The sequence below is a fragment of the Pseudomonas sp. NPDC089428 genome, assembly GCF_044749325.1.
Lineage (GTDB): Bacteria > Pseudomonadota > Gammaproteobacteria > Pseudomonadales > Pseudomonadaceae > Aquipseudomonas.
Genome location: NZ_JBIVHT010000006.1, coordinates 260,463 through 284,266, shown reverse-complemented (window position 1 = coordinate 284,266; position 23,804 = coordinate 260,463). Strand labels below are relative to the sequence as shown.

General features: G+C 62.4%; 24 protein-coding genes and 1 tRNA gene. 14 read left to right on the top strand and 11 right to left on the bottom strand.

Going from position 1 to position 23,804, the window contains the following annotated elements; genetic code table 11:
• Nucleotides 1–21 precede the first annotated feature (21 nt).
• From ACIPZ5_RS14560 to recX, 4 genes are all read left to right on the top strand, one after another.
• Nucleotides 22–459 carry a lysis system i-spanin subunit Rz gene (locus ACIPZ5_RS14560; protein ID WP_400809374.1) on the top strand — a complete coding sequence of 146 codons (438 nt, stop codon included), beginning with the start codon at nucleotides 22–24 and terminating at the stop codon, nucleotides 457–459.
• Between the two features lie 58 nt (nucleotides 460–517).
• Entirely contained in the window at nucleotides 518–1,000 is a 483-nt protein-coding gene (locus ACIPZ5_RS14555; protein WP_400809319.1) for a CinA family protein, read from the top strand.
• A 103-nt stretch (nucleotides 1,001–1,103) separates the two neighbouring features.
• Nucleotides 1,104–2,171, top strand: a complete 1,068-nt coding sequence (gene recA, locus ACIPZ5_RS14550) for a recombinase RecA (RefSeq protein ID WP_261942980.1) — start codon at nucleotides 1,104–1,106, stop codon at nucleotides 2,169–2,171.
• 11 nt (nucleotides 2,172–2,182) lie between these two features.
• Nucleotides 2,183–2,653, top strand: a complete 471-nt coding sequence (gene recX, locus ACIPZ5_RS14545) for a recombination regulator RecX (RefSeq protein ID WP_261942981.1) — start codon at nucleotides 2,183–2,185, stop codon at nucleotides 2,651–2,653.
• Nucleotides 2,654–2,717: 64 nt separating this feature from the next.
• Here recX and ACIPZ5_RS14540 read toward each other — a convergent pair whose 3' ends face one another.
• Nucleotides 2,718–3,836, bottom strand: a complete 1,119-nt coding sequence (locus ACIPZ5_RS14540) for an LOG family protein (RefSeq protein ID WP_261942982.1) — start codon at nucleotides 3,834–3,836, stop codon at nucleotides 2,718–2,720.
• 302 nt (nucleotides 3,837–4,138) lie between these two features.
• Here ACIPZ5_RS14540 and ACIPZ5_RS14535 point away from each other — a divergent pair, with 302 nt between their 5' ends.
• Entirely contained in the window at nucleotides 4,139–4,342 is a 204-nt protein-coding gene (locus ACIPZ5_RS14535) for a hypothetical protein (RefSeq protein WP_261942983.1), read from the top strand.
• On the opposite strand, the gene ACIPZ5_RS14530 is transcribed toward ACIPZ5_RS14535, so the two are convergent.
• Nucleotides 4,343–4,762: a quorum-sensing-regulated virulence factor family protein gene (locus ACIPZ5_RS14530; protein ID WP_313713253.1), complete on the bottom strand. Its 420-nt coding sequence runs from the start codon at nucleotides 4,760–4,762 to the stop codon at nucleotides 4,343–4,345.
• 225 nt (nucleotides 4,763–4,987) lie between these two features.
• Between ACIPZ5_RS14530 and ACIPZ5_RS14525 the strand changes: the two genes are divergently transcribed.
• The 3 genes from ACIPZ5_RS14525 to ACIPZ5_RS14515 all read left to right on the top strand — a co-directional run bounded on the left by ACIPZ5_RS14525 (nucleotide 4,988) and on the right by ACIPZ5_RS14515 (nucleotide 6,970).
• On the top strand, nucleotides 4,988–5,698 hold the full coding sequence (locus ACIPZ5_RS14525; RefSeq protein ID WP_343598616.1) for a tRNA-uridine aminocarboxypropyltransferase: 711 nt from the start codon (nucleotides 4,988–4,990) through the stop codon (nucleotides 5,696–5,698).
• Between the two features lie 179 nt (nucleotides 5,699–5,877).
• Complete coding sequence (gene erdR, locus ACIPZ5_RS14520) at nucleotides 5,878–6,528, top strand: response regulator transcription factor ErdR (protein ID WP_159411748.1); 651 nt, start codon at nucleotides 5,878–5,880, stop codon at nucleotides 6,526–6,528.
• A gap of 73 nt (nucleotides 6,529–6,601) precedes the next feature.
• The gene (locus tag ACIPZ5_RS14515; RefSeq protein ID WP_343598617.1) at nucleotides 6,602–6,970 is read left to right on the top strand and encodes a diacylglycerol kinase; all 369 of its coding nucleotides are present in this window, start codon (nucleotides 6,602–6,604) and stop codon (nucleotides 6,968–6,970) included.
• On the opposite strand, the gene finR is transcribed toward ACIPZ5_RS14515, so the two are convergent.
• Nucleotides 6,967–7,893 carry a LysR family transcriptional regulator FinR gene (gene finR / locus ACIPZ5_RS14510; protein ID WP_400809313.1) on the bottom strand — a complete coding sequence of 309 codons (927 nt, stop codon included), beginning with the start codon at nucleotides 7,891–7,893 and terminating at the stop codon, nucleotides 6,967–6,969. The genes ACIPZ5_RS14515 and finR overlap by 4 nt on opposite strands.
• 118 nt (nucleotides 7,894–8,011) lie before the next feature.
• On the opposite strand from finR, the gene fpr reads away from it, so the two are divergent.
• Nucleotides 8,012–8,791, top strand: coding sequence for a ferredoxin-NADP reductase (gene fpr / locus ACIPZ5_RS14505; protein WP_027919982.1), 780 nt, complete (start codon nucleotides 8,012–8,014; stop codon nucleotides 8,789–8,791).
• A 68-nt stretch (nucleotides 8,792–8,859) separates the two neighbouring features.
• Here fpr and tsaA read toward each other — a convergent pair whose 3' ends face one another.
• The 4 genes from tsaA to ACIPZ5_RS14485 all read right to left on the bottom strand — a co-directional run bounded on the left by tsaA (nucleotide 8,860) and on the right by ACIPZ5_RS14485 (nucleotide 11,356).
• Nucleotides 8,860–9,555, bottom strand: coding sequence for a tRNA (N6-threonylcarbamoyladenosine(37)-N6)-methyltransferase TrmO (tsaA, locus tag ACIPZ5_RS14500; protein WP_261942987.1), 696 nt, complete (start codon nucleotides 9,553–9,555; stop codon nucleotides 8,860–8,862).
• 6 nt (nucleotides 9,556–9,561) lie between these two features.
• The gene (locus ACIPZ5_RS14495) at nucleotides 9,562–10,023 is read right to left on the bottom strand and encodes a DUF1456 family protein (RefSeq protein WP_085675653.1); all 462 of its coding nucleotides are present in this window, start codon (nucleotides 10,021–10,023) and stop codon (nucleotides 9,562–9,564) included.
• Nucleotides 10,024–10,070: 47 nt separating this feature from the next.
• Nucleotides 10,071–10,781: an rRNA pseudouridine synthase gene (locus tag ACIPZ5_RS14490; RefSeq protein ID WP_343598618.1), complete on the bottom strand. Its 711-nt coding sequence runs from the start codon at nucleotides 10,779–10,781 to the stop codon at nucleotides 10,071–10,073.
• A 119-nt stretch (nucleotides 10,782–10,900) separates the two neighbouring features.
• Nucleotides 10,901–11,356 carry a GNAT family N-acetyltransferase gene (locus ACIPZ5_RS14485; protein WP_400809309.1) on the bottom strand — a complete coding sequence of 152 codons (456 nt, stop codon included), beginning with the start codon at nucleotides 11,354–11,356 and terminating at the stop codon, nucleotides 10,901–10,903.
• A 210-nt stretch (nucleotides 11,357–11,566) separates the two neighbouring features.
• On the opposite strand from ACIPZ5_RS14485, the gene ACIPZ5_RS14480 reads away from it, so the two are divergent.
• From ACIPZ5_RS14480 to ACIPZ5_RS14465, 4 genes are all read left to right on the top strand, one after another.
• Entirely contained in the window at nucleotides 11,567–12,289 is a 723-nt protein-coding gene (locus ACIPZ5_RS14480) for a hypothetical protein (RefSeq protein ID WP_400809371.1), read from the top strand.
• Between the two features lie 191 nt (nucleotides 12,290–12,480).
• The gene (locus ACIPZ5_RS14475) at nucleotides 12,481–13,326 is read left to right on the top strand and encodes a DUF6502 family protein (RefSeq protein WP_343598620.1); all 846 of its coding nucleotides are present in this window, start codon (nucleotides 12,481–12,483) and stop codon (nucleotides 13,324–13,326) included.
• Complete coding sequence (locus ACIPZ5_RS14470) at nucleotides 13,323–15,038, top strand: DUF5666 domain-containing protein (protein WP_400809306.1); 1,716 nt, start codon at nucleotides 13,323–13,325, stop codon at nucleotides 15,036–15,038. Before ACIPZ5_RS14475 ends, ACIPZ5_RS14470 begins: the two co-directional genes overlap by 4 nt.
• A gap of 53 nt (nucleotides 15,039–15,091) precedes the next feature.
• Complete coding sequence (locus ACIPZ5_RS14465) at nucleotides 15,092–15,841, top strand: hypothetical protein (protein ID WP_343598622.1); 750 nt, start codon at nucleotides 15,092–15,094, stop codon at nucleotides 15,839–15,841.
• Nucleotides 15,842–15,911: 70 nt separating this feature from the next.
• Here the strand turns inward: ACIPZ5_RS14465 and rimO are convergent, their stop codons facing one another.
• Nucleotides 15,912–17,243, bottom strand: a complete 1,332-nt coding sequence (rimO, locus tag ACIPZ5_RS14460; protein WP_261942995.1) for a 30S ribosomal protein S12 methylthiotransferase RimO — start codon at nucleotides 17,241–17,243, stop codon at nucleotides 15,912–15,914.
• A 234-nt stretch (nucleotides 17,244–17,477) separates the two neighbouring features.
• On the opposite strand from rimO, the gene ACIPZ5_RS14455 reads away from it, so the two are divergent.
• On the top strand, nucleotides 17,478–19,388 hold the full coding sequence (locus ACIPZ5_RS14455; RefSeq protein ID WP_400809302.1) for a potassium transporter Kup: 1,911 nt from the start codon (nucleotides 17,478–17,480) through the stop codon (nucleotides 19,386–19,388).
• Between the two features lie 33 nt (nucleotides 19,389–19,421).
• Here ACIPZ5_RS14455 and ACIPZ5_RS14450 read toward each other — a convergent pair whose 3' ends face one another.
• The 3 genes from ACIPZ5_RS14450 to ACIPZ5_RS14440 all read right to left on the bottom strand — a co-directional run bounded on the left by ACIPZ5_RS14450 (nucleotide 19,422) and on the right by ACIPZ5_RS14440 (nucleotide 23,681).
• A complete protein-coding gene (locus ACIPZ5_RS14450; RefSeq protein WP_400809299.1) occupies nucleotides 19,422–20,714 on the bottom strand; it encodes a virulence factor family protein in 1,293 nt (430 codons plus the stop codon).
• The gene (gene mprF, locus ACIPZ5_RS14445) at nucleotides 20,714–23,356 is read right to left on the bottom strand and encodes a bifunctional lysylphosphatidylglycerol flippase/synthetase MprF (protein WP_400809297.1); all 2,643 of its coding nucleotides are present in this window, start codon (nucleotides 23,354–23,356) and stop codon (nucleotides 20,714–20,716) included. The genes ACIPZ5_RS14450 and mprF overlap by 1 nt, the downstream gene beginning before the upstream one ends.
• A 248-nt stretch (nucleotides 23,357–23,604) precedes the next feature.
• Nucleotides 23,605–23,681 (bottom strand) — tRNA-Met (locus tag ACIPZ5_RS14440).
• Nucleotides 23,682–23,804: the final 123 nt, after the last annotated feature.

The following is a 23,804-nucleotide window of genomic DNA, read 5'->3' as shown; positions in this document are numbered from 1 at the left end:
GGTATTGGCGCATTGTTGTTGATGCTGTCCGTAGTGCTGGCCTGGCAGGTGCAGGGCTGGCGCTACGGGCGGCAACTGGCGCAGCAGGCGCAAGCCCAGGCCGATGCCGAGGCTGCCCGGCTGCTTGCCGAGCGTGGGCAGCGCCAGGCGCTCGAACAGCAGCTGGAAGAAAGTGAAACCCGTCATTTCAAGGAACTTGCCGATGTCCAACAATCTCAGGCTCGCCTGCGTGATCGTCTTGCTACTGCCGATCTGCGCCTGTCGGTCCTGGTCGAGCGCGACGCCGTCTGCAGCGCAATGCCAGCCACCGCCGCTGCCGGCGGCGTGGATCATGCAACCGTACACGCCAGACTTGAGCCGGCGCATGCTCGACGAATTATCGCCATTACCGATGAAGGGGACCGAGGGCTGATAGCGCTGCGTGCGTGCCAGGATTATGTGCGCGCGTCACGGCCTTGATCCCTTGCCTGGTGGAATCAGGGTGGTAGGGTACTGTGCAATCTTCAAGGAGCTCGCCATGGACCCGATCACCATTCTCTCCACCCGTCTAGGCGAACACCTGCGCCGCTTGAACGCCCAGGTGACCACCGCAGAATCGTGCACCGGCGGTGGCATCGCCGAGGCTATTACCCGTGTGCCCGGTAGCTCGGCCTGGTTCGAGGCCGGTTACGTCACCTATTCCAATGCCCAGAAAACTCGCCAGCTGAACGTCCCCGAGGCGCTGTTCGCCGAGGTTGGCGCGGTCAGCCAGGAGGTGGTCGAAGCCATGGTCCGTGGTGCCCAGGCCGCCAGTGGTGCACGCTTTGCCGTGGCCGTCAGTGGCGTGGCCGGGCCGGACGGCGGTTCGCCGGCCAAACCGGTGGGGACCGTGTGGCTGGCCTGGGCCGATGGCCGCCACGTCAGCAGTGAGCGCCGGCACTTCGACGGTGACCGCGAAGCGGTGCGCCGACAGACGGTGATCGCCGCGTTAGACGGCTTGTTACAGCTTGGTGCCGAGTAAATCGACGACAGGGGTTTGCTCGGGCGCTTGCCTGTGGAATAATACTGGCTACTTATACAGGTATTCCGGCCGTCAGGGCCAAGTCGAACACGTGAGGATTTCAATGGACGACAACAAGAAGCGCGCCTTGGCTGCGGCCCTGGGTCAAATCGAACGCCAATTCGGCAAAGGCGCGGTCATGCGCATGGGCGACCACGAGCGCCAAGGTATCCCGGCTATTTCCACCGGCTCCCTGGGCCTGGACATCGCGCTCGGCATCGGCGGTCTGCCAAAAGGCCGTATCGTCGAAATCTACGGCCCGGAATCCTCGGGTAAAACCACGCTGACCCTGTCGGTCATCGCCGAAGCCCAGAAAAACGGCGCAACCTGCGCCTTCGTCGACGCCGAACACGCCCTCGATCCTGAATACGCCGGCAAGCTGGGCGTCAACGTCGACGACCTGCTGGTCTCGCAGCCGGACACCGGCGAACAGGCCCTGGAAATCACCGATATGCTGGTGCGCTCCAACGCCGTCGACGTGATCATTGTCGACTCCGTGGCGGCACTGGTGCCAAAGGCTGAGATCGAAGGCGAAATGGGCGACATGCACGTCGGCCTGCAGGCCCGTCTGATGTCCCAGGCGCTGCGCAAGATCACCGGTAACATCAAGAACGCCAACTGCCTGGTCATCTTCATCAACCAGATCCGTATGAAGATCGGCGTGATGTTCGGCAGCCCGGAAACCACCACTGGTGGTAACGCCCTGAAGTTCTACGCCTCGGTGCGCCTGGACATCCGCCGTACCGGCGCGGTCAAGGAGGGCGACGAAGTGGTCGGCAGCGAAACCCGCGTCAAGATCGTCAAGAACAAGGTCTCGCCTCCGTTCCGTCAGGCCGAGTTCCAGATCCTTTACGGCAAGGGTATCTACCGTAACGGCGAAATCATTGACCTGGGTGTTTCCCAAGGCCTGGTGGAGAAGTCCGGCGCCTGGTACGCCTACCAAGGCAACAAGATCGGCCAAGGCAAGGCCAACGCAGCCAAGTACCTGCAAGAGAATCCGGCTATTGGTGCCGAGATCGAGAAGCAGATTCGCGAGAAGCTGCTCAAGGCCGGTGCCGTTGCCGAAGCTGGCAAGGCTGCTGCCGCTGAAGCCGATGCCGACGACATGGCTGACGCCGACGCCGGTTATTGATAGCTGTTGGTATGTCCGCCGTACTCGACACCCCCGTCGCCGTCAGGCGGACAGCCATGGACCTGCTCGCACGACGCGAGCATGGTCGCGTCGAGCTGACGCGCAAGTTGCGTCAGCGCGGTGCCCCGGATGAACTGATCGAGCCTGCGCTCGATCGGCTCGCCGAAGAAGGGCTGCTTAGCGAAGCCCGTTATCTCGAGAGTTTCATCCGATATCGTTCCGGTGCCGGCTATGGTCCTGCGCGTATTCGCGAGGAACTTGGCCAGCGCGGGCTGAACCGAAGTGACATCGAGCAGGCCCTGCGTGAAAGCGACGTGGATTGGGCAGCACTGCTACGGGATACCTGGCAGCGTAAATTCGCTGGGCAACGCCCCCAGGATCCACGTAGTCGAGCCCAGCAGACACGGTTCCTTGCCTACCGCGGTTTCCCCATGGACATGATCGGCCGGCTGCTCAGTGGCCGGGATCTGGATGATTACTAGTCAAATGGCCTCATCGCCGGCACGCCGGCGATGAGGCCATTTGCGTTACTGCGAAATTTGCCATTCAGCTGACCTTCAGCGCCTCCCGCGCCCGCTGGGTGGTATGCATAGGCTCCGGCTTGGCCCAGTTTTCTGGCAAGTTGATGAAATCGACCAGTTCCCGCAGGCGCCCCTGGTCACGGCCATTGAAGGCAAACGTCAGCCGCGTCAGGTGGCTGAAGTTGCCCACCTCATGTTCGGCGCCGCTATCGGCGTGTTGGTGATACCGGCCACTCAGGCGCAAGTCGGCAAACCCCTCCTGAATGTCATGCAGTGCGGCCTCGCTGAGCCGATGGTGCATGCGGATCACGAACTGGTTCTTCAGCCAGCGGCTGGAGTGGTAATTGCTGTAGAACTGGTTGATTTCCTCCACGGCCTCATCGGCGCTGTAAACCAGCCGTAGCAGCTTCAGGTCACTGGGCAGGATGTAGCGGTTTTCTTCGAGCTGGCGGCTGATGAACGCCAGGCAATCACGCCAGAACGTGCCACCGGGTGAGTCCAGCAGTACCACCGGCACCAGTGGACTCTTGCCGGTCTGGATCAGCGTCAGTACTTCAAGCGCCTCATCCAGGGTGCCGAAGCCGCCGGGGCAGAGCACCAGTGCATCGGCTTCCTTGACGAAGAACAGCTTGCGAATGAAGAAGAAGTGGAAGGGCAGCAGCTTGTCGGTGCCATCCACCGTGGCATTGGCATGCTGCTCGAAGGGCAGGGTGATGTTGAAACCCAGGCTATGGTCACTGCCGGCGCCTTCATGGGCCGCCGCCATGATGCCGCCGCCGGCCCCGGTAATGACCATCAGTTCGGAGCGGGCGAGGGTCGCCCCCAGCTCGCGAGCCAGGGCGTACATCGGGTGTTCCACGGGGGTGCGTGCCGAGCCGAACACCGTGACTTTGCGCCGCCCTCGGTAGCGCTGGAGCATGCGGAACGAGTGGTCCAGTTCGCGCAAGGCTTGCAAGGTGATCTTGGCGCTCCAGCGGTCGCTGTCGTCATGGGCCATGCGCAAGACCGTGAGCATCATGTCGCGGTAAAGCGGCAGGTTGGGGCTGTTCGGTGCGACCAGTTGCAACTGCTGGTCGATCTTGCTCAGGTCGATGCCGTGGTCCTTGAAATGATTGAACAGGTGTTCATTCGATTGGTAAGGCATTCAACGTCTCCTTCTGCAGCAAATCCTCTGACCGGGCCGATGGTGTGGCTCGGCCGCGACACTACGTGTGTCGCTGGCTGCCGTGACTCGAGTGTGCATCCCGAGCATTGCAGTAGGCCTTTAAGGCCGTGGTGCAGGGGTGTCAGTCCAGTGTGTCGTTTTTTGGGTCTTCGCTATCAATCTAGACCGTTGCGCCGGATAGTGCAGGCGCGATTTCCGTGGCCACTCGTCGGCCTGCGAACAGCCCTGGCGAGGGTTTGGTTAACTGGAGAAGCGAAACGTGTCGATGCAGGAGGTGGCGTATGCATCGCTTGGTCATCGAGGTAGACCGGCAGCTCTATCAACTGCTGGAAAATGCGGCCCAGGATCACCATGTGAGCCTGGAAGCGGAGTGCCGTCGCAGGCTGGCAGCACTTGAGTGCCAGTCACGCTACCTGCAGGCGCTGCTGGCGGAGATGCGCGCCGACGAAGAGCCGCGGCGCGCCGAGGGAGAGCGGGTTATCTAGTCACTTCTTTTTGTTGCCAGCGGTGCAACTGGCAGCATCGAAGGCCTGGTCCATGACCGGCTGGTTGGTCTTGTACACGGTGAAGCGATAGACCATCACCGCACCTTTTGACATCAGGTTACGGTAACCACTGTTGCGGCATACGCTGTCACCCAGTTGGCTGCGGACTTGCGCCGGGTTCTGCTGCATGCGTGCAGCATGCTCGGCGCGTACGCTGAGGTGGTTGACCAGTGCCTTGCCTTCAACGGTATAGCCCTGATCGAGGATGTCTTCGTTGATGGCGCGTGGGGTGCCGACACTGCTTTCCGTGGCGACCTTCTGCAGCAGCTTGTTCAGCTCGAACTCCTGCTTGGAGGCAGCCTGGGCTGCCAGTGGCAGGGTGAGCAACAGGCTCAGGGTCGGGACGATAAGACGCAGCATGGATCTCTCCTGGTTCGATAACTGGCGCTTTGACATGCGCCGGCGGCGGGCGTTCCATGAAAGCCGCTGCATAGCAGACAAATTCACGGTGGCCAATGTCGCCGATTATAAGGGACCGGCTGGCTTCGCTGCACGGCCAAATGGCGCTTGCTCTGGTAGACTGGCGCTTTGTTTCTTTCGAGTCCCTGCAGTGTCCAGTCACAACCCGTCCACAGGCTTGCCAGCATGAGCCACGCGGTAGCACGCCTGCGTGCCGAGCGCCTGGCGCGTAGCAACAAACCTTTTATTGCCCGTGGTTCACGCGCCGAGCGTTGCCCCGATTGCCGGGTGATCGCCACCCACTGCCTGTGTGCGTGGAAGCCCAAGGTGCAGGCCGACTCCGGCGTGTGTCTGATCATGCATGACACTGAGCCATTGAAACCGACCAACACCGGCTGGCTGATCGCCGACCTGATCGAAGACACCTGCGCCTTTGGCTGGCTGCGTACCTCGGTGGACGAGCGCCTGCTGGCGTTGCTCGACGACCCGCAGTGGCAGCCTTATATCGTCTTCCCCGGCGAATTCGTCGCCCAGGAGCGGGTGGTCAGCGAGGTCGTGCGCGAACCTGGCAAGCGCCCGTTGTTCATCCTGCTCGATGCCACCTGGACCGAAGCCCGCAAGATGTTTCGCAAGAGCCCGTATCTTGATCGCTTTCCGGTGCTGAGCCTGCAAGCTGAGCAGATGTCGCGCTATCGCCTTCGCCGGTCCAAGCGCGACGACCATTTCTGCACAGCCGAAGTGGCTGCCATGTGCCTGGACCTGGCAGGTGACAATCAAGCGTCCCAGGCGCTGGATGCCTATCTGGACGTGTTCAGCCTGCATTATCTGAGCGGCAAGCGTCGCCTGCCGCTGGATGATCAGGATGACATCCACCAGCGTTTGCATACCTTCCTATAGTCCAAGGGGCAGACGTCTCACTTTGGTTCATAATGACGGGGCTGGCAGCCAGGGTGGGCGAGACGGCAGGGTAGTTGGCTTGACCACCTGCGGCCGTGCTCGGCATCCTTGGCGCCGATTCCCCGCCAGGCGCTTCACCCCCCCGCATGCGCCTGGCACTGAACAGGATCCATAGATCGATGGCCACATACGAAATCCTGATTGCCGATGACCACCCGCTGTTTCGTAGCGCTCTGCGCCAGGCCGTTACCCTCGGCCTGGGTGCCGACGTGCGCCTGGTTGAAGTGGCGAGCATCGCTGAACTGGAAACCCGCCTGAGCGAAAAAGCCGACTGGGACCTGGTCCTCCTGGACTTGAACATGCCGGGCGCCTATGGCTTCTCCGGTCTGGTCCTGCTCCGCGGCCAGTACCCGCAGATTCCAGTGGTGATGGTCTCGGCGCAGGAGGAGGCCGCAGTGGTGGTCAAGTCCCGCGAGTTCGGTGCCAGCGGCTTCATTCCGAAGTCCAGCGGCCTTGAAGTCATTCAGGATGCGGTGAGGAAAGTGCTCGATGGCGACGTCTGGTGGCCACCGCAAGCCTTCGAAAAGGTCGATGTCTCGGCCGAAGCCAAGGCCGCTAGCGAAGGGCTTGCCAGCCTCACCCCACAGCAGTTCCGCGTGCTGACCATGGTCTGTGAGGGTTTGCTGAACAAGCAGATCGCCTATGAGCTGAGTGTGTCTGAAGCGACCATCAAGGCCCACGTAACGGCTATCTTCCGTAAGCTGGGCGTACGCACCCGCACCCAGGCCGCGCTGTTGCTGCAACAACTTGAATCGGTTGCCAGTAGCTGACGGCGTCTGGATTCACGCTTTTTTGACCCGTGCCGCACTAGTCTGCTGGCCTTTCTGTTGTGAAGTGACTCACATGACTCCATCGCCATTCAAAGGCCAGACCGGCCTGAAACGCATCTTTAACGCTGCCGGCTACTCGCTGGACGGTCTGCGCGCCGCCTTCAAGGGGGAGGCTGCCTTCCGCCAGCTGGTACTGCTCAACGTGTTGCTGATCCCGATCTCTTTCTGGCTGCCGGTCAGCCGTGCGGAGCGGGCAATCATGATCGCCGTGTGCTTGCTTGGCCTGATCGTCGAGCTCTTCAACTCGGCAGTGGAAGCGGCCATCGATCGTATCTCGCTGGAGCGCCACCCGTTGTCGAAGAACGCCAAGGACATGGGCAGCGCCGCGCAGCTGGTGGCGCTGACCATGGTTGCGCTGGTGTGGGGTGTGATTCTGCTTTAAGCGATCGGCGGCAAGACGATCTCATCACTGCGGGTAAAGCCCGCAGTGAAGTTGCGGCACAACTCCAGGAACTCACGCATCGCCGAGGTCTGGTATTTCTGCTTGTGCCAGATGAAGTAGAACTGGCGCATCAGGTCCAGCTCCGGTGTCTCGACCGGTACCAGGCTGCCGCGGCGGAAGGCATCGCGCAGGGCCAGGCGTGAAATGCAGCCGATACCCAGGCCTGACTCCACGGCACGCTTGATTGCCTCGGTGTGTTCCAGCTCCAGGCGGATGTTCAGGCTGGTGCGGTGATGACGCATGGACTGGTCAAAGGTCAGGCGTGTGCCAGAACCCTGCTCGCGCAGGATCCAGGCTTCCTGCGACAGGGCTTCGATATCGGCGCGACCGGCCTTGGCCAGTGGATGTTGCGGGGCGCAGAACACCACCAGTTCGTCTTCGACCCACGGCTGCACTTCCAGGTCCGGGTGGTTGCAGTCACCTTCGATCAGACCTAGATCAATTTCGTATTGCGCGACCTGGTGCACGATATGCGCAGTGTTCTGCACATGCAGTTTCACCTGGCTCTCCGGGTGGACCTGCATGAAGCTGCCGATCAGCAGGGTGGCGAGGTAGTTACCGATGGTCAGCGTTGCGCCGACCGCCAGCGAGCCGAAACCGGACTTGCCATTGAGCAGGTCTTCGATTTCCTTGGCCTGGTCAAGCAGGGCAACGGCCTGGGGCAGCAACTGATGGCCCAAGGCATTGAGGGCCAGGCGTTTGCCGGCGCGGTCGAACAGCTGGCAGCTCGATTGCCGCTCAAGTTCGGTTATGGAGGTGCTCGCCGCCGATTGAGAAAGCGCGAGCACGCTGGCCGCCCGCGACACACTCTGGTGCTGGGCCACGGCGACGAATACCTGCAGCTGACGAAGTGTAAATCGCATATCTATATAACCGATAACACATATCTTGATAATTCAGTTAACAGATATTGTGGCTGCCCCTAAACTATCGCGCAACTGCGCGTCTTGCGCGCTGCGTTTTTCTTCAGGAGCCCCTTAGATGAGCAACATGAACCACGAACGTGTCCTCAGTGTGCACCACTGGAACGACACCCTGTTCAGCTTCAAGTGCACCCGCGACCCGGGCCTGCGCTTCGAGAACGGTCAGTTCGTGATGATCGGCCTGCAACAGGAAAACGGCCGTCCGCTCATGCGCGCCTATTCCATCGCTTCGCCGAACTGGGAAGAGCACCTGGAGTTCTTCAGCATCAAGGTCCCGGACGGCCCGCTGACCTCGCAGCTGCAGCACCTGAAGGAAGGCGACGAGATCATCATCAGCAAGAAGCCAACCGGTACCCTGGTCCTCGACGACCTGAAGCCGGGCAAGCACCTGTACCTGCTGAGCACCGGCACCGGCCTGGCGCCGTTCATGAGCGTCATCCAGGACCCGGAAACCTACGAGCGCTTTGAAAAAGTGATCCTGGTTCACGGTGTGCGTTACGTCAACGAAGTGGCCTACCGCGAGTTCATCACCGAGCACCTGCCGCAGAACGAGTTTTTCGGTGAGTCGGTCCGCGACAAGCTGATCTACTACCCGACCGTGACCCGCGAGCCGTTCGAAAACCAGGGCCGCCTGACCGACCTGATGCGCAGTGGCAAGCTGTTCAGCGATATCGGCTTGCCACCGATCAACCCAGAGGACGACCGCGCGATGATCTGCGGCAGCCCGAGCATGCTCGACGAGACCAGCGAAGTACTCGACAGCTTCGGCCTGAAGGTCTCCCCACGTATGCGCGAACCGGGTGACTACCTGATCGAGCGTGCCTTCGTCGAGAAGTAAGACGAACACGGCAACGAAAAAACGCAGACCTGGGTCTGCGTTTTTTTATGCCTGCAAGGTGGCAATGTTCAATTTTCCCGAACGACTTCCAGTACCTGGATCTGATCCGGTTGCGGGTAGTGCCAGCGGACCTGCACGTCCCAGAACTTCACCCCGTACACCCGCTCCGGCGGTGGCACCTGATAGGCCGGGCGCGGATCCTGTGCCAGGCATTGCTCGATCAGCTCCACCAACGGTTCGCCAAGCCGCAGCCCATGCTCATGGGCCTGGGGCAGGGCAGTGTCGCTCCAGCCAACGGCAATCGCGACCGGTGCATCACTGGCCATCAGGTTGCTCGCCCCGGCCACGCTGTCGGCGTAAGGCACATAGGGTTTGATATCCAGCACCGGCGTACCGTCCAGCAGGTCGATCCCTGACAGCAACAGGCGCCCCGGCTCCACGCCCTCCAGCCGCACCACCGACTGGCCGATGCCGTTGGGGCGGTGGGTGGCGCGGGTGGCGAACACGCCCATGCTCTTGTTGCCACCCAGGCGCGGCGGGCGCACTTTCAGGCGTGGCTTGTCTTCCAGTGCCTGGTGGAACAGGAACAGCAGCCAGACATGGCTGACCTGCTCCAGCCCGGCTACCGCATCGCCCTGATCGAACGGCGGCAGCAGCTCCAGCACCCCGCGGGCGGCGGGCGCCAGCTGGGGCTGGCGCGGGATGGCGAACTTTTCCTTGAAGCAGGAGCGGACGATGCCGACCGGTGCAACTGTATGCTGCATGGCCACTCAGCCGCGCACGCGCAGGGTCAGGCCCTTGAGGAAATTGCGCAGCAGCTGGTCGCCGCACGGGCGGTAGTTGTCATGCCCGACCTTGCGGAACAGCGCGCTGAGCTCGGGCTTGGACACCGGGAAATTGACCGCCTTGAGGATGGCGTGCAGGTCTTCCTCCTTGAGTTCGAAGGCTACCCGCAGCTTTTTCAGGATGGTGTTGTTGGTTACCGGCAACTCCACCGGCTGCGGTGGGCGGCTGTCGTCCTTGCCACGGCGATGGATTACCAAGCCGTCCAGGAAGTGCGCCATGACCCGCTCCGGGCAGCGCACGAAACCGGCTTCGTCTTCCTTCTTCAAGTAGGTAGCGAGCACGATCGGGTTAACCTCGAGGCCGGACAGCGCGATGATTTCGGCCATCTTGGCGTCGTTCACCTTGAGCATGTAGCGCAGGCTGCGCAGGACATCGTTGTGGTTCATTGCTGCAAAATCCTGTTCAGTAGCCACGACGGTGCGTGGCGCATTGCTTAGAAACGTTCGGTGGCTGCCAGGTAACGCCACTGCCCCACGGGCAGCTTGCCCATCGACACCCCCCCCAGGCGAATGCGGCGCATGCCCAGCACTTCCAGGCGCAGGTAGGCGCACAGCTCGGCGATCTGCCCGGGTTGCGGGTTTTTAACGACCAGGCGCAGGTGGGTCTCGTTCTGCCAGCTGGCCTTGGCCTTTGGCAGCTCCCGGTCGTTGCGCGTGGCACCGCGCGCCAGGCGCTCCAAGGCCTGGGGCGTGGTTTCACCGCGCACTTCAATGATGTATTCCTGCTCCATGCGGCGCAGGTCGGCGTCGATCTTGCGGGTAACCCGCCAGTCCTGGGTGTACACCTGCAGGCCGCTGGCACCACGCTCCAGCGGAGCCAGGCAGGACAACCGGGCAAAATGCCCGTGCAACGGCCGTACGCCTTCGCGGTGAGCCTCGCTGAGGTTGCCCATGTTGATAGTGGTGCGGGCGGTTTCGCTGTCGACACCAGCCGCTTGATGCATCAGCAGGGTGACCGGGTCCAATGCCTCGGCGCGTGCCCCCGGCAGCAGTTCGACTCGCTGGCCGTCGACCTTGAACTGGGGTTGCTCGACCACCACGCCATCGACCGTGACCCAGCCTCCTTCGATATACAGCTCGGCCTCACGGCGGGAGCAACCAAGCTGCTCGATGAGGCGTTTGGACAGGCGCACGGGTTCAGACATGGGGTAATTCGCAAGGCAGGGAAAGACCTACATTGTACCTGCCTGTAGGCGGTTGATGATGGGAATCTGTGTCAGATGCGCCATTTTGGACGCAGACCACGGCATATTCAGACGTCCCCTTAAGACGCTGTAGGAATCAGCCTCATGTGCAGCAGGGGGTAGGGCTGCCCCAAGCCGTCCGTTTCCGAGCGGCCGAACACTTCGAAGCCCTCATGCAAGTAGAAGCCGAGGGCTTGCGGATTCTGCTCGTTGACGTCCAGGCGTTCGGCATTCAGTTCGTCGATCGCATAGCGCAGCAGGCGCTTGCCAACCCCCTTGCCGCGGTAGCCCGGTGCGACGAACAGCATGTGCACGTAGCCGTTGGCGACACCGGCGAAGCCGCAGATGCGTTGGCGATCCCGGCAGCAGATCAGCATCACCGCGTCGAGGTAGCGGCGCAGTACCTGCTCGCGCAACAACAGGATGTAGGCATCGGGAAGGAAGTCATGGGTCGCTCGCACTGAGTCTTCCCAAAGCTGCACCAGTTCACCGTAGTCGCTGTAGCGCGGGGTATGCAGCGTCAGAGCCGAATGCATGCAGGTGTTCCTCCTGGACGATAGAGAAAACATAGCAGGCCAACCACTGGTCGGCTTTTGCGTGCGTCGCTTGAAGCCTGGCTCGCAGAGGTCTATTAATTTGATGTGGGAAAAATTCCCACGCAAAGAAGAAGTAAAACTGACAACAGATTCCCGGCTTGATTTGGCGTTCTCGTGGCGAAGACCTGGAGACGGAAAATGCAAATCCACATGCTGTTCAAGAGGGCTTTACTGGCAGTCGCTGTTGCAGGCGTGCTGTCGACGGCCATCGTATTGGTTCCTGACTCGATTTCTCATGGCTCTAGCGCCTATGCCAAGGATGGCGGTGGCGGTGGCGGTGGCGGTGGCGGCGGTGGTCACGGTGGCGGTGGCGGCGGCGGCGGAAGTGGCGGCGGTGGCGGTGGTCATGGTGGCGGCGGCGGCGGAAGTGGCGGCGGCGGCGGTGGACACGGTGGCGGCGGCGGAAGTGGCGGCGGCGGCGGTGGTCACGGTGGCGGCGGCGGAAGTGGCGGCGGCAGCGGCAGCGGTGGCGGCCACGGTGGAAGTGGCAGTGGTAGTGGCGGCCATGCCGGAAACAGTGGTAGCGGCCATGGTGAAGCAGGCCAGGGTCACGATGGCAATTCAAACTCCGGTCGCAGCAGCAATCATGCTGAAGCGGGTGATGATCATGGCAATCACGTTGGCGGTGAGCCCGGTGACGATCATGGCAATCACGTTGGCGGTGAACCCGGTGACGATCATGGCAATCATGTTGGCGGTGAGCCCGGTGACGATCATGGCAATCATGTTGGCGGTGAACCTGGCGACGATCATGGCAATCACGTTGGTGGTGAACCTGGTGACGATCATGGCAACCATGTGGGTCGCGAACAGGGTGATGACCGCGGTGCTCATGCCGCCGGCGAAGTCGGGGATGACAACAGCAGGAGCTGATTGGCAGTGAACAGCCCATACAAGACCCAGCGGACGGGTTTTGTATGAGCGGGTCAGGGCAGTGCAGCCCTATCACGCGTTTGCAGTGAGCGCTGACAGCTTTTTCTCATTCTCGGTGGGAAGTAGTTACAGTTCGTGTGGGATGTTTTCCCGCGTCGTATACTGGGTTCAACCGTCAAGGAATGCGCTCCATGCAACCGCCCTCTATCCCCCCGTCCATGTTGAGTGCACTGCGCAGGGTCATGCGCCCTCTGGTGCGCCTGATGTTGCGCAAAGGGGTGACTTACACGATGTTCACCGATGTGCTCAAGGAGGTGTTCGTCGATGTGGCCCATCGAGAGTTTCGCCTTGACGGCAAGGTGCCGACCGACAGCCGCATCAGCCTGCTTACAGGCGTGCATCGCAAGGATGTCCGGCGGCTGCGAAGTGAAAATGACACGTCTCTCGCTGAGCTTCCGGAAAACATCACCTTAGGTGCGCAACTGGTGAATGTATGGACCAGTAGCCCGCCATTCTGCTCCGAGGCCGGCCAGGCATTGGCGTTGCCACGGCTCGCCAGCGTTGGCGGCGATTGCTCGTTCGATGCCCTGGTGGCGAAGATCAGCACGGACATCCGTGGGCGGGTGGTGCTGGATGAGTGGCTGCGCCTTGGCATCGTTCGCCTCGATGATCAGGATTGCGTCCACCTCGAGGCCCAGGCATTCGTGCCGCAGAAGGGCTTCGAAGAGAAAGCCGCGTACTTTGGCCATAACCTGCATGATCACGCGTGCGCAGCGGTGCATAACCTCAGCGGCGAAGGCCTGCCGTTCTTTGAGCGCAGCGTGCACTACGATGCCCTGTCCTCGGCCAGCGTCGACACGCTGCGCGAAGCGGTTGCCAAGGATGGCATGCAAACCCTGCTGGCTTTCAGCCGGCTGGCCGCTGAGCTGGAAAACACCGACGTGCCAGGCCATGAGCAACGCCAGCGGATCACTGTCGGGCTTTATTTCTACACTGAAGCCACTGATCCCGACTCGTCGAAGACAGCCGACTCATGACTCTCCTCCCGCGCTGCCTCAGTATCGTCGCACTCGTCCTGGGTTTCGGGCTGAACCTGGTGGCGCCTGTCGAGGTGGCAGCGGCGCCGGTGTGTGTCAGCCGTGATGAAGTGGGTATGGCCGGCGCGGCGGGCATGCAGTTCCCAGGAGGTGTCGGAGGTACCGGCGCCAGAACCGGCGGTGTTGGCGGCACTGGCGTGCGCAGCGAGAACGGCGGCGTGGGCGGCACGGGTGCGCCGATCCAGCAGCGGCCAGGCGGTACTGGCGGTACCGGCGCGGTGGCGGAGGGAGTCGACGGCACCTTTATCGATCGCGGTCACGGTGGCGTGGGCGGTAGTGGCGCCCCGATCCAGCGTCCAGGTGGTACCGGTGGCACGGGGATCGTCGGCACCATCACCGGGTTCGCTTCGATCTGCGTCAATGGCCAGGAGGTGCACTACGGCAAGGATGTGCCTGTGAGTGAGAACGGTGTCCCTGCCAGCAGTGCTCATCTGGCGATCGGCCAGGTTGTCGCGGTGGAGGCCTATGGCACGCAGCGCGGCCTGCAAGCCGGCCGTATTGCGATCCTCAACGTTTACGAAGGGCCGTTGACGGCGCTGCCCACTGCTTCGGGGCCACTGCGGGTCATGGGGCAACCCGTGCGCCTTGCTGCCGGGGCGCGCGTGGCTGAAGGGCTGCGGCCGGGCGAGCCGGTCAGGGTCAGCGGCCTGCGCGATGCTGCGGGGGAAGTGGTGGCTAGCCGAATCGAGCGGGCGCCTGGGCTCAGAGAGGCCAGTGCCATCGGTGCGGTTGATCGTCCCGGTAGCCTTCAGGGTCTGCAGTTGGGGAACCGTGTGGCACCGGCGCGGGAAGTGCTGGTGCGTGGTCAATGGACCGGGCGCCAGTTGGAAGTGGCGCAGACCCGCCCAGACCCGAGCCTGCCGTTTGCCGGCCGCGTGCAGACCGCAGTGATCGAGGGGCTGGTACAGCGCACCCAGGCGCACCAGCTGGTGGTGGCTGGCATCAATGTGACGCTGGGGCAGGACACCGTGATTGTTGGCAGGCAGCCTGCGGCGATTGCGCTTGACCAACGGGTGCGGGTAAGCGGGGTGTTCAGTGCTACGCACGCGTTGCGCGCATCCCGCATAGAGTTCCACGACGACCGCCTCGACAACTCGGACAGGGGGCATTCGGGGCGCAATGGCGAGCACGGTCCAAGCGGCTCGGGAAACTCGGACAACAGTGGCCAGGGCGAGCGTGGTACCTCCAGCACCCGCAGCGAAGCCAGTGATGATCACAGTGGACGGAGTTCGGGTAGTGGTTCCGCTGACCATGGCGGCGTTGAAACTGAGGGCAGGTCAGGAAAGTCCGGGCATGTCGACAGCGTGGAGCAGCGCGAGACCAGCAACAGTGGCAGCTCCGTTCGGGTGGAGAAGGTCGAAGAGGTTGAAAAAGTAGAGTTCGAAAAAGTTGAGAAGGTGGAAAAGGTCGAAAAAGTAGAGAAGGTCGAAAAACCCGAGAAAGTCGAGAAGGTGGAAAAAGCCGAAAGGCCTGAAAAGGTCGAGAAGGTTGAAAAAGTAGAGAAGGTCGAAAAGCCTGAAAAAGTCGAGAAAGTGGAAAAAGTTGAAAGGGTTGAAAAACCTGAAACGGTAGAAAAAGTCGAAAAGGTCGAGAGGCCTGAAACGGTAGAGAAGGTCGAAAAAGTCGAGCATCCAGAGCGTTCCGGGCATTAGGCAACTAGGCTGGGTAAGTCTGATCACACTTCCCGTCGAATACTGAGGTGCAGATGCGACCCACGCTCCCTCTTTTCGCTTGTTTGTTGTCCTGTGCCAGTGCATCGGCTCTGGCCGATACCTTTAGCGCCTCGATTGGCATGGACTATTCGAGTGGCGACTACGGCACGGGAACCACTTCGGAGATCTGGTACGTCCCCGTGGTCGGCAAGTATGAAACAGGCCCCATGACTTACAAAGTCACCGTGCCCTGGCTACGCATCACCAACCCTGAAGTGGGCCCGAATGGGGACCCCTTGCCCGGTGGCTGCCATGCGGTGGAGAGCGGGCTGGGCGACACGGTAGCCAGCGCCGCCTATGCACTGCTCGATGGCAGTGACGGTGGCCTGATGCTGGACCTCATCGGCAAGGTCAAATTTCCCACTGCTGATGAAAAGCAGTGCCTGGGCACGGGTGAGTACGACTATACCGGCCAGGTTGATATCGCCCAGGCGTTCGGCCCGCTGACCGGCTTCGCAACCTTGGGCTGGAAGAAGTTCGGCGACCCACCCGGCAGCGATTTCAGAGATCCGATCTTTACCAGCCTGGGTTTTGCCATACCTGTGGCGCAAGGTACCTCGGCGGGTGCCTCGTACGACTGGCGGCAAAAGGTCGTCTCGACGGGCTCGCAGATCCAGGAACTGACGCTGTTCCTGACCCACAAGCTCAACCGGGAATGGAAAGTTCAACTATATGCGGTGAAGGGCTTTTCCGATGCCAGCCCCGATGGAGAAGCTGGATTGATGGTTTTTCACACCTTCTGACAAAAAAGCCCCTGCCGGGTATTTCCACATGGGGAATACCCGGCAGGGGGTTTTTCATGTGCTGGCGGCTTTAAACCGGTTCGGCCCACATGTCGTATTCGTCGGCATCCACCACGCGGCAACGCACTTTGTCGCCCGGTTTGAAGCCATGGTCACCGTCGATGAACACGCTGCCGTCGATTTCCGGAGCATCGAAGAAGCTGCGGCCAACCGAACCCTGCTCCTCGACTTCGTCGATCAGCACTTCGATTTCCTTGCCGATGCGCAGTTGCAGGCGGGCAGCGCTGATGGCCTGCTGGTGCGCCATGAAGCGGTCCCAGCGGTCCTGCTTGACGTCGTCCGGCACTTCTTCCAGGCCCAGGTCATTGGCCGGGGCGCCTTCGACCGGCGAGTACTGGAAGCAGCCGACGCGGTCGAGCTGGGCTTCGGTGAGCCAGTCCAGCAGGTACTGGAAGTCTTCCTCGGTCTCGCCAGGGAAGCCGACGATGAAGGTCGAGCGGATCACCAGCTCAGGGCATTGCTCGCGCCAGTTCTTGATGCGTGCCAGGGTACGGTCTTCGAAGGCCGGGCGCTTCATCGACTTGAGCACCTTGGGGCTGGCGTGCTGGAACGGGATGTCCAGGTACGGCAGGATCTTGCCGGCGGCCATCAACGGGATCACGTCGTCGACGTTCGGGTATGGGTAGACGTAGTGCAGGCGTACCCAGGCACCCAGGCTGCTCAGCGCTTCGCACAGTTCGAGCATGCGGGTCTTGACCGGGCGGCCGTTCCAGAAGTCGGTCTTGTACTTGACGTCTACCCCGTAGGCGCTGGTGTCCTGGGAGATCACCAGGATTTCCTTGACGCCGGCCTTGACCAGGCGCTCGGCTTCGCTCAGCACTTCACCGACCGGGCGGCTGACCAGCTTGCCGCGCATCGATGGGATGATGCAGAAGCTGCAGCTGTGGTTGCAGCCTTCCGAAATCTTCAGGTAGGCGTAGTGGCGCGGGGTCAGTTTGACACCCTGCGGCGGCACCAGGTCGATCAGCGGGTTGTGGTCCTGGCGTGGCGGCACCACTTCGTGCACGGCATTGACCACCTGCTCGTACTGCTGCGGGCCGGTCACCGACAGCACGCTTGGGTGCACGTCACGGATAGTGCCTTCTTCGACACCCATGCAGCCGGTGACGATGACCTTGCCGTTTTCCTTGATCGCTTCACCGATCACTTCCAGCGACTCGGCCTTGGCACTGTCGATGAAGCCGCAGGTGTTGACCACCACCACATCGGCATCCTCGTAGGTGGGCACGACTTCATAGCCTTCCATGCGCAGCTGGGTCAGGATGCGCTCGGAATCGACCAGGGCCTTGGGGCAACCCAGGCTGACGAAACCAACCTTGGGGGTGGCGGGAGTGGTGGACATGACTAACCTCGGTATTGAATGCAGTTCGCCCTGCCGCAGCCGGGGCGATCTTGACGGGCGCTTTTGGCGCCTCTGATCAAAAAGTGCGCAATTCTAGCGAGCGCAAGGTCGCTTGACCAGCAGAAAAGCGACGAACGCTGCGCTATGCTTCGCGCCATTGCGCCGGGGGCATTGCATGCCTCTGACGCAGGAGTGAATTCTACCGGCCTTCAAGGCCATCTGCGGGAGTGTTCGATGGTTCAGGCAAGCAGTCACGCCGAAGGCGGGCACGCGGGGAAGCAGGGCGCGACACGGTCGCTGGGCCTGCTCGTGGCAGCGGTCGGGGTGGTCTATGGCGATATCGGTACCAGCCCCTTGTATACCCTGAAAGAAGTCTTTACCGGCGGTTACGGGGTGCCGGTCAACCATGATGGCGTGCTGGGGATCCTCTCGCTGATCCTCTGGTCACTGCTGTGGGTGGTGTCGTTCAAGTATGTGATGTTCATCCTGCGTGCCGACAACCAGGGCGAGGGCGGCACCATGGCATTGACTGCGCTGGCGCGACGGGCCACGGCGGCCTATCCGCGCCTGCGCACGCTGATGGTGGTCTGTGGCCTGATCGGCGCCTCGCTGTTCTACGGTGACAGCATGATCACCCCGGCGGTGTCGGTGTTGTCCGCCGTGGAGGGCATGGGCCTGGCCTTCGAAGGTATCGATCACTGGGTAGTGCCCATTTCGCTGGTGGTGCTGGTGGCCTTGTTCCTGGTGCAGAAGCACGGTACCGACAAGATCGGCAAGCTGTTCGGCCCGATCATGGTGGTCTGGTTCCTCGCGCTTGCCGCGTTGGGCGCGCATGGCATTTCCCAGAGCCCGGAAGTGCTCAAGGCGGTCAACCCTGGCTGGGCGGTTAACTTCTTCATCGTCCACCCGGGCATGGGCGTGGCCATTCTCGGCGCCGTGGTGCTGGCGCTGACCGGTGCCGAGGCGCTGTATGCCGACATGGGCCACTTCGGGCGCAAACCGATCGCCCGCGCCTGGTTCGCCCTGGTGCTGCCGGCACTGGTGCTCAATTATTTCGGCCAGGGGGCGATATTGCTGCAAGACCCCGAAGCTGCCCGCAACCCGTTCTACCTGCTGGCGCCAGGTTGGGCGCTGCTGCCAATGGTCGGGCTGGCGACCATGGCCACGGTGATCGCCTCCCAGGCGGTGATTTCCGGGGCCTTCTCCCTGACCCGCCAGGCCATCCAGCTGGGTTACATCCCGCGCATGCAGATCCAGCACACCTCCAGCGACGAGCAGGGGCAGATCTACATCGGTGCGGTGAACTGGACATTGATGGTCGGCGTGGTGTTGCTGGTGATTGGCTTCGAATCCTCTGGTGCCCTGGCGGCGGCTTACGGTGTGGCCGTGACCGGGACCATGTTGATGACCACCATCCTGGTGTCGGCGGTGATGCTGCTGCTGTGGAAATGGCCACCGGTATTGGCGGTACCGATCCTGGTCGGTTTTCTCTTCGTCGATGGGCTGTTCTTCGCCGCCAACGTGCCGAAGATCGTCCAGGGCGGTGCCTTCCCGGTGCTGGCAGGCGGCGTGCTGTACCTGCTGATGAGCACCTGGAAGCGCGGCAAGCAGATCCTGGTGGAACGTATCGATGAAGGCGGGCTTCCGCTGCCGGTGTTCATCAGCAGCATCCGCGTGCAACCGCCGCATCGGGTCGAAGGCACGGCGGTGTTCCTGACCGCGCGGGCAGATGCGGTGCCCCATGCGCTGTTGCACAACATGCTGCATAACCAGGTGCTGCACAGCCAGGTGGTGCTGCTGACAGTGGTCAGTGAGGACCGCCCACGGGTGCCGGAACAAGAGCGTTTCGAGGTCGAAGCCTATGGTGATGGCTTCTTCCGGGTGCTGTTGCACTTTGGCTTCATGGACGAGCCGGACGTGCCGGCGGCATTGAAGCTGTGCCACCTGGATGAGTTGGATTTCAGCCCGATGCGTACCACCTACTTCCTTAGCCGGGAAACGGTGATCGCGTCGCGTCTGGAGGGGATGTCGCGTTGGCGGGGTAACCTGTTCGCCTTCCTGCTGAAGAATGCCAACGGTAACCTGCGCTTCTTCAACCTGCCGTTGAACCGGGTGATCGAGCTAGGGACCCAGGTCGAAATTTGAATTGACGGGGCCGCAAAGCGGCCCCCGTCATGTTCAGTTCTGTGCTGCGACGCTGGATTTGCCCTGGCGGGTCTCGATCTCGTCGATCAGGCGCTTGGCCAGCGCCGGGTAGTTCTCGTCGAAGTGGTGGCCACCTGGCAGCTTCATGCGCTCACCCACCGCAGTCTTGTCGGTGCAGCCGCTCTCGTCGGTCTCTTCCACACCGTACACGCAGACCACCTTGGACGCCGGCAGCCTGGCCATTTCCGGCCCGGTAGGTGCTTCCTGGCCTTCCTTGCCCAACCAGCCCTCAACCTCGATCTCGAAGCTGCCGCTGCGGGCGAACGCCAGCAGCACGACCGCGTCGATACGCTGCTGGTCTTCGGCCGGCAGGCGGTTGTAGATGGCCGGCAGCACGTCGGCGCCGAACGAATAACCGGTCAGCACGAAGCGCTTGGTGCCCCACTTCTGACGGTAGTGCTGCATCAGCTCCGACAGGTCGGCGGCACTTTGTTCCGGTGTCTTGTGCTGCCAGTAGTAGCGCAGGGTGTCGATACCGACCACCGGGTAGCCGAGCTTGGCCATTTCACCGGCGACGTCGCGGTCCAGGTCGCGCCAGCCGCCATCACCGGACAGGAACAGGGTGACGGTGTCGGTGGTCTGACCGGCCGGTACTTCCACCACCGGAATGGCCAGGGCGTTGCCATCGCGACCGACCAGGGCCTGGGTCAGCTGGGCCTTGAGTACCTGTGGCAGGTGGATGTCATAGTCGCTGATGCTGGTCTCGGCGTTGGCCTGGTCGCGCACGAAGGCGGCACTGGCGTCGTCCGGGTTGTCGTTCCAGGCGACGTTCCAGTGGCCGTGGGCGGCCGATTTCGGCAATTCGACCTTGCAACCTGGTTGCTCCAGGGTGAAGTCGACGGAGATGGCCCGTGCCTTGTCGTCAGTCTGGGTGGCCAGCCAGCGCCATGCCTGGGCTGCACCTGGGCCGATGCCAGCGACAAGGGTCGGTTTGCCGGACAACTGGGTCAGCGCCTGATCCATGGCCTGTTGCTGCTTGGTGCAGTCGTTCGGCGGCAGGATCACCTGGACCAGTTGTGCCTCGGCGGCTTGGCTGAGGTCCAGCAGCTGCTTGTCGGTCAGAGCCTGGTCCTGGGGCACGCCGATGGCGACCTGGGCCTTGGCGTGCACGCCCGGGGTGACGCGGATGATGCTGGTCTCATTGAGGGTCAGTTGTTCCAGCCGGGCCTCGGGGGCAGGGCGGGTCCACAGCCAAAAGCCCGCGGCGCCGGCCAGGGCGGCCAGCAACAGGGGAATCAGTACGTACAGCCAATAGCGTCGGATCATCAGCGTTTCACCAATCCAGTCAGGCCGCCAGCAATCAGGGCGGCAGTATCGGCCAGTGCTACCAGCGGGTCGAGCCCGGCCGGCACGGCCATGTAACGAGGTTCCCAGTCCGGCTGGAACTTGTCCTTGAAGCGCCGCAGGCCCTGGAAGTTGTAGAGCTGCTCGCCACGGCGGAACACCATCGAACCCAGGCGCTGGGTCAAGGGGGCGCCGCGCCGTGGCTGCAGGCCGGAAAGCGGGACCATGCCCAGGCTGAAGCGGCCGTAGTCATGGCTTTTGTAATGCAGGATCAAGCCGATCATCATGAATTCCATGGTCAGCTTCGGCGCCTCGGGGTGAGCGCGCATCAGGTCGAGGCTGGCCAGTTCGTTGCTGTGGGTTTCCAGCAGGTTGGCGAAGGCCACCGGCCGACCCTGGAAACGAATCAGGGCGATACGGAAGTGCTGCAGGTACTCGGGGCTGAAGCGCCCCAGCGAGAAGCCTTTCTCGCGCACGTTCTTGCCGCCGAGCCAGGCGTCGGAGATTTCCTTGAGCTCGGCCAGCGGAGCCTGGCCGGGTTCGTGGATCTCCAGGCTCAGGCCATCCCGGCCGCCGCGGTTCCAGGTGTAGCGCAGGTCCTTCATTTCCTTGCCTTTGGCTTCGAGGTCGAAGCGGCGCAGGTCGACCCGCGCTTCCTCGCCCAGCTTCAGGGCAGTCAGGCCGATATCCATGTAGAACGGCAGGTTCTCCGCGCGTACCTGGTAGAACACCGGGCGGGCGTGGTGCAGGTCGCACAGGTCGCGGAACTGCCAGATCATCTCGGCGCGTTCCTGGGCCGGCCCGATCGGGTCGTACAGGGCTACCAGGCTGCGGCCACGGCGGGCATACATGAGAAAGGCATTGTCGCTGGGGTGGAACAGCAAGGCCTTGTCGCCGGTCAGTGCCAGGCCACCGTCGGGCTGGTCGGAAGCCAGCAGGATGTGGTTGGCGCGTTGCAGTTCGGTGTCGTCAGGCAGGTGAATGACCGGACGGGCGGTGCGCAGCAGCCAGGTCAGGGCGACGATCACCAGCAGCACCGCGCTGCCCAGGGCGGCGCGCAGGCCGCGCGGGGCGTCGGCGTCCAGGGTGAACTGCCACCACAGCTTGTGGGTATAGGGTACGTCCTGATAGGCGAACAGCAGCAGCCACACCGAAGCGCCGACCACGCAGGCACTGGCCACCAGGTATACCGGCGAAAACGGCAGTTCGAGCAGTCGGCTCGGCCGATAGAACGAGCGACGGAAGATCGCCAGCAGGGCTGCGGTCAGGGTCAGCAGGCTGGCTTCTTCCCAGTCGAAGCCTTTGAGAATCGACAGCAGCGCGCCGACCAGCAGCAACACGGTGGTCAGCAGCCAGGCCGCCGAAAGGCGTCGGCGCAGGCCCTGGGCCAGCAGCAGGCAGAGCACGCCAATCAGGCTGGCGCCGAAGTGCGAGGCATCGATCAGCCGGTGTGGCACGAGAAAGCCCATGTGCTCCAGGCGCGTGTCGATTTCGGGGGTGACGCCTGAGAACAGCAGCACCACGCCCGACAGGAACACCAGAATCGCCAGGATCGGCGCGCCCAGGCCCGAGGCCGCCTTGATGGCTTGCTGGGCGAACAGCAGGCGGCGTGCTTCGTTGGCCAGCAGCAGCACGCAGGCCAGCAGCAGTGGCAGCACCACATAGATCAGCCGGTACAGCAACAGAGCGGCGGCCAGTGGCGCAGCGCCCAGCTTGTCGGCGAAGGCAGCCAGCAGGATCGCTTCGAACACCCCGACGCCACCCGGTACATGGCTGAGCACACCTGCGGCCAGGGCCAGCAGGTAGACCAGCACGAAGGCGCCGAAAGGTGGTGCCTCTGGCAGTAGCAGGTAGAGCACGGTGGCGGCTGCGGCCACGTCCAGTGCGGTGATCAGCAATTGCAGGGCCGCCAGGCGGCCTCCGGGCAGGCGCAGGGTGCGACGGCCCAGCTGCACCAGCAGATTGTCGGCCAGTGGTTGCTCCGGCAGGCGGCGGCGATACAGCCCGATCACCAGTGCGGCAGTGATGACCAGCACGGCGACGGCAATACCGGCCAGCACCGTCGCAGGCAAGCGCAAGGCTGCTGCCGCTGCCGGCAGGTTGCTCAAGGTGGCCAATGCTGCCAGCGGTGGCAGCGCACACCCCAACGACAGGCTGGCAAACACGGTCATGCGCGCGACTTCGGCGGCGCCCAGGCCCTGGCGCGCATACAGGCGGTAGCGCACCGAGCCCCCCGAGAGCATCGACAGGCCGATCGCGTTGCCAATGGCGAAGGCGCTGAAGCCGCCCATCACCAAGGTTCGTGGCGGCAGCTTGACGGCCGCGTAACGGCTGGCCGACCACTCGTAGCCCAGCAGGATCACGAACCCTGCCACGGTCGCCAGCAGGGCGCCGATCAGTGACTGTGCCGGCACGTCGAGCATGGCATCGTGCAGGGCGTAGATGTCCAGTTCGCTCAACAGATGCCGGCAGGCAATCAGCGCCATGGCAAACAGCAGTAAGGTCACGGCCAGGCCAATCGGCTGACGGTAACGGCTCAACCGCTCCAGCCAAGGCAGGCGCTGGGCAGCAGTCGGCAGTGCCGAGGCTAGTGGCACCTGGGGTTCAGGGGGGTGCGATGTCATGAGATGCCTCGTGCTTGTTGCGCGAGGAGGGGAAGAGCTGCGGCCAAGTGAAAGTCCCTTTGGTAAACGTATCCAGATATTACTCCGGGCAACGTTACTTTCAGTCGTCCGGCAGCGTTAAAGATAGTTCATCCTCAAGGCAACACCTCAAATGGGCGGGTTTGGCTGAGGCTGAAGGATTTTTCATGCGACGAAATGCAACAAACCCCGCGCTGCTGTTACACAGGCGGGGTTTGTTCTGACGAATATGGTTGCGGGAGCCGGATTTGAACCGACGACCTTCGGGTTATGAGCCCGACGAGCTACCAGGCTGCTCCATCCCGCGTCAGAGGGGCGCATTCTATAGACTTGAGTGTTCAAGTCAAGCGTTAACTGCAAAACAACGCGCAATTGCTTCAAGTCTGGATTTTCGGGCAAAAGAAAAAGGCCACTGTGTAAACAATGGCCT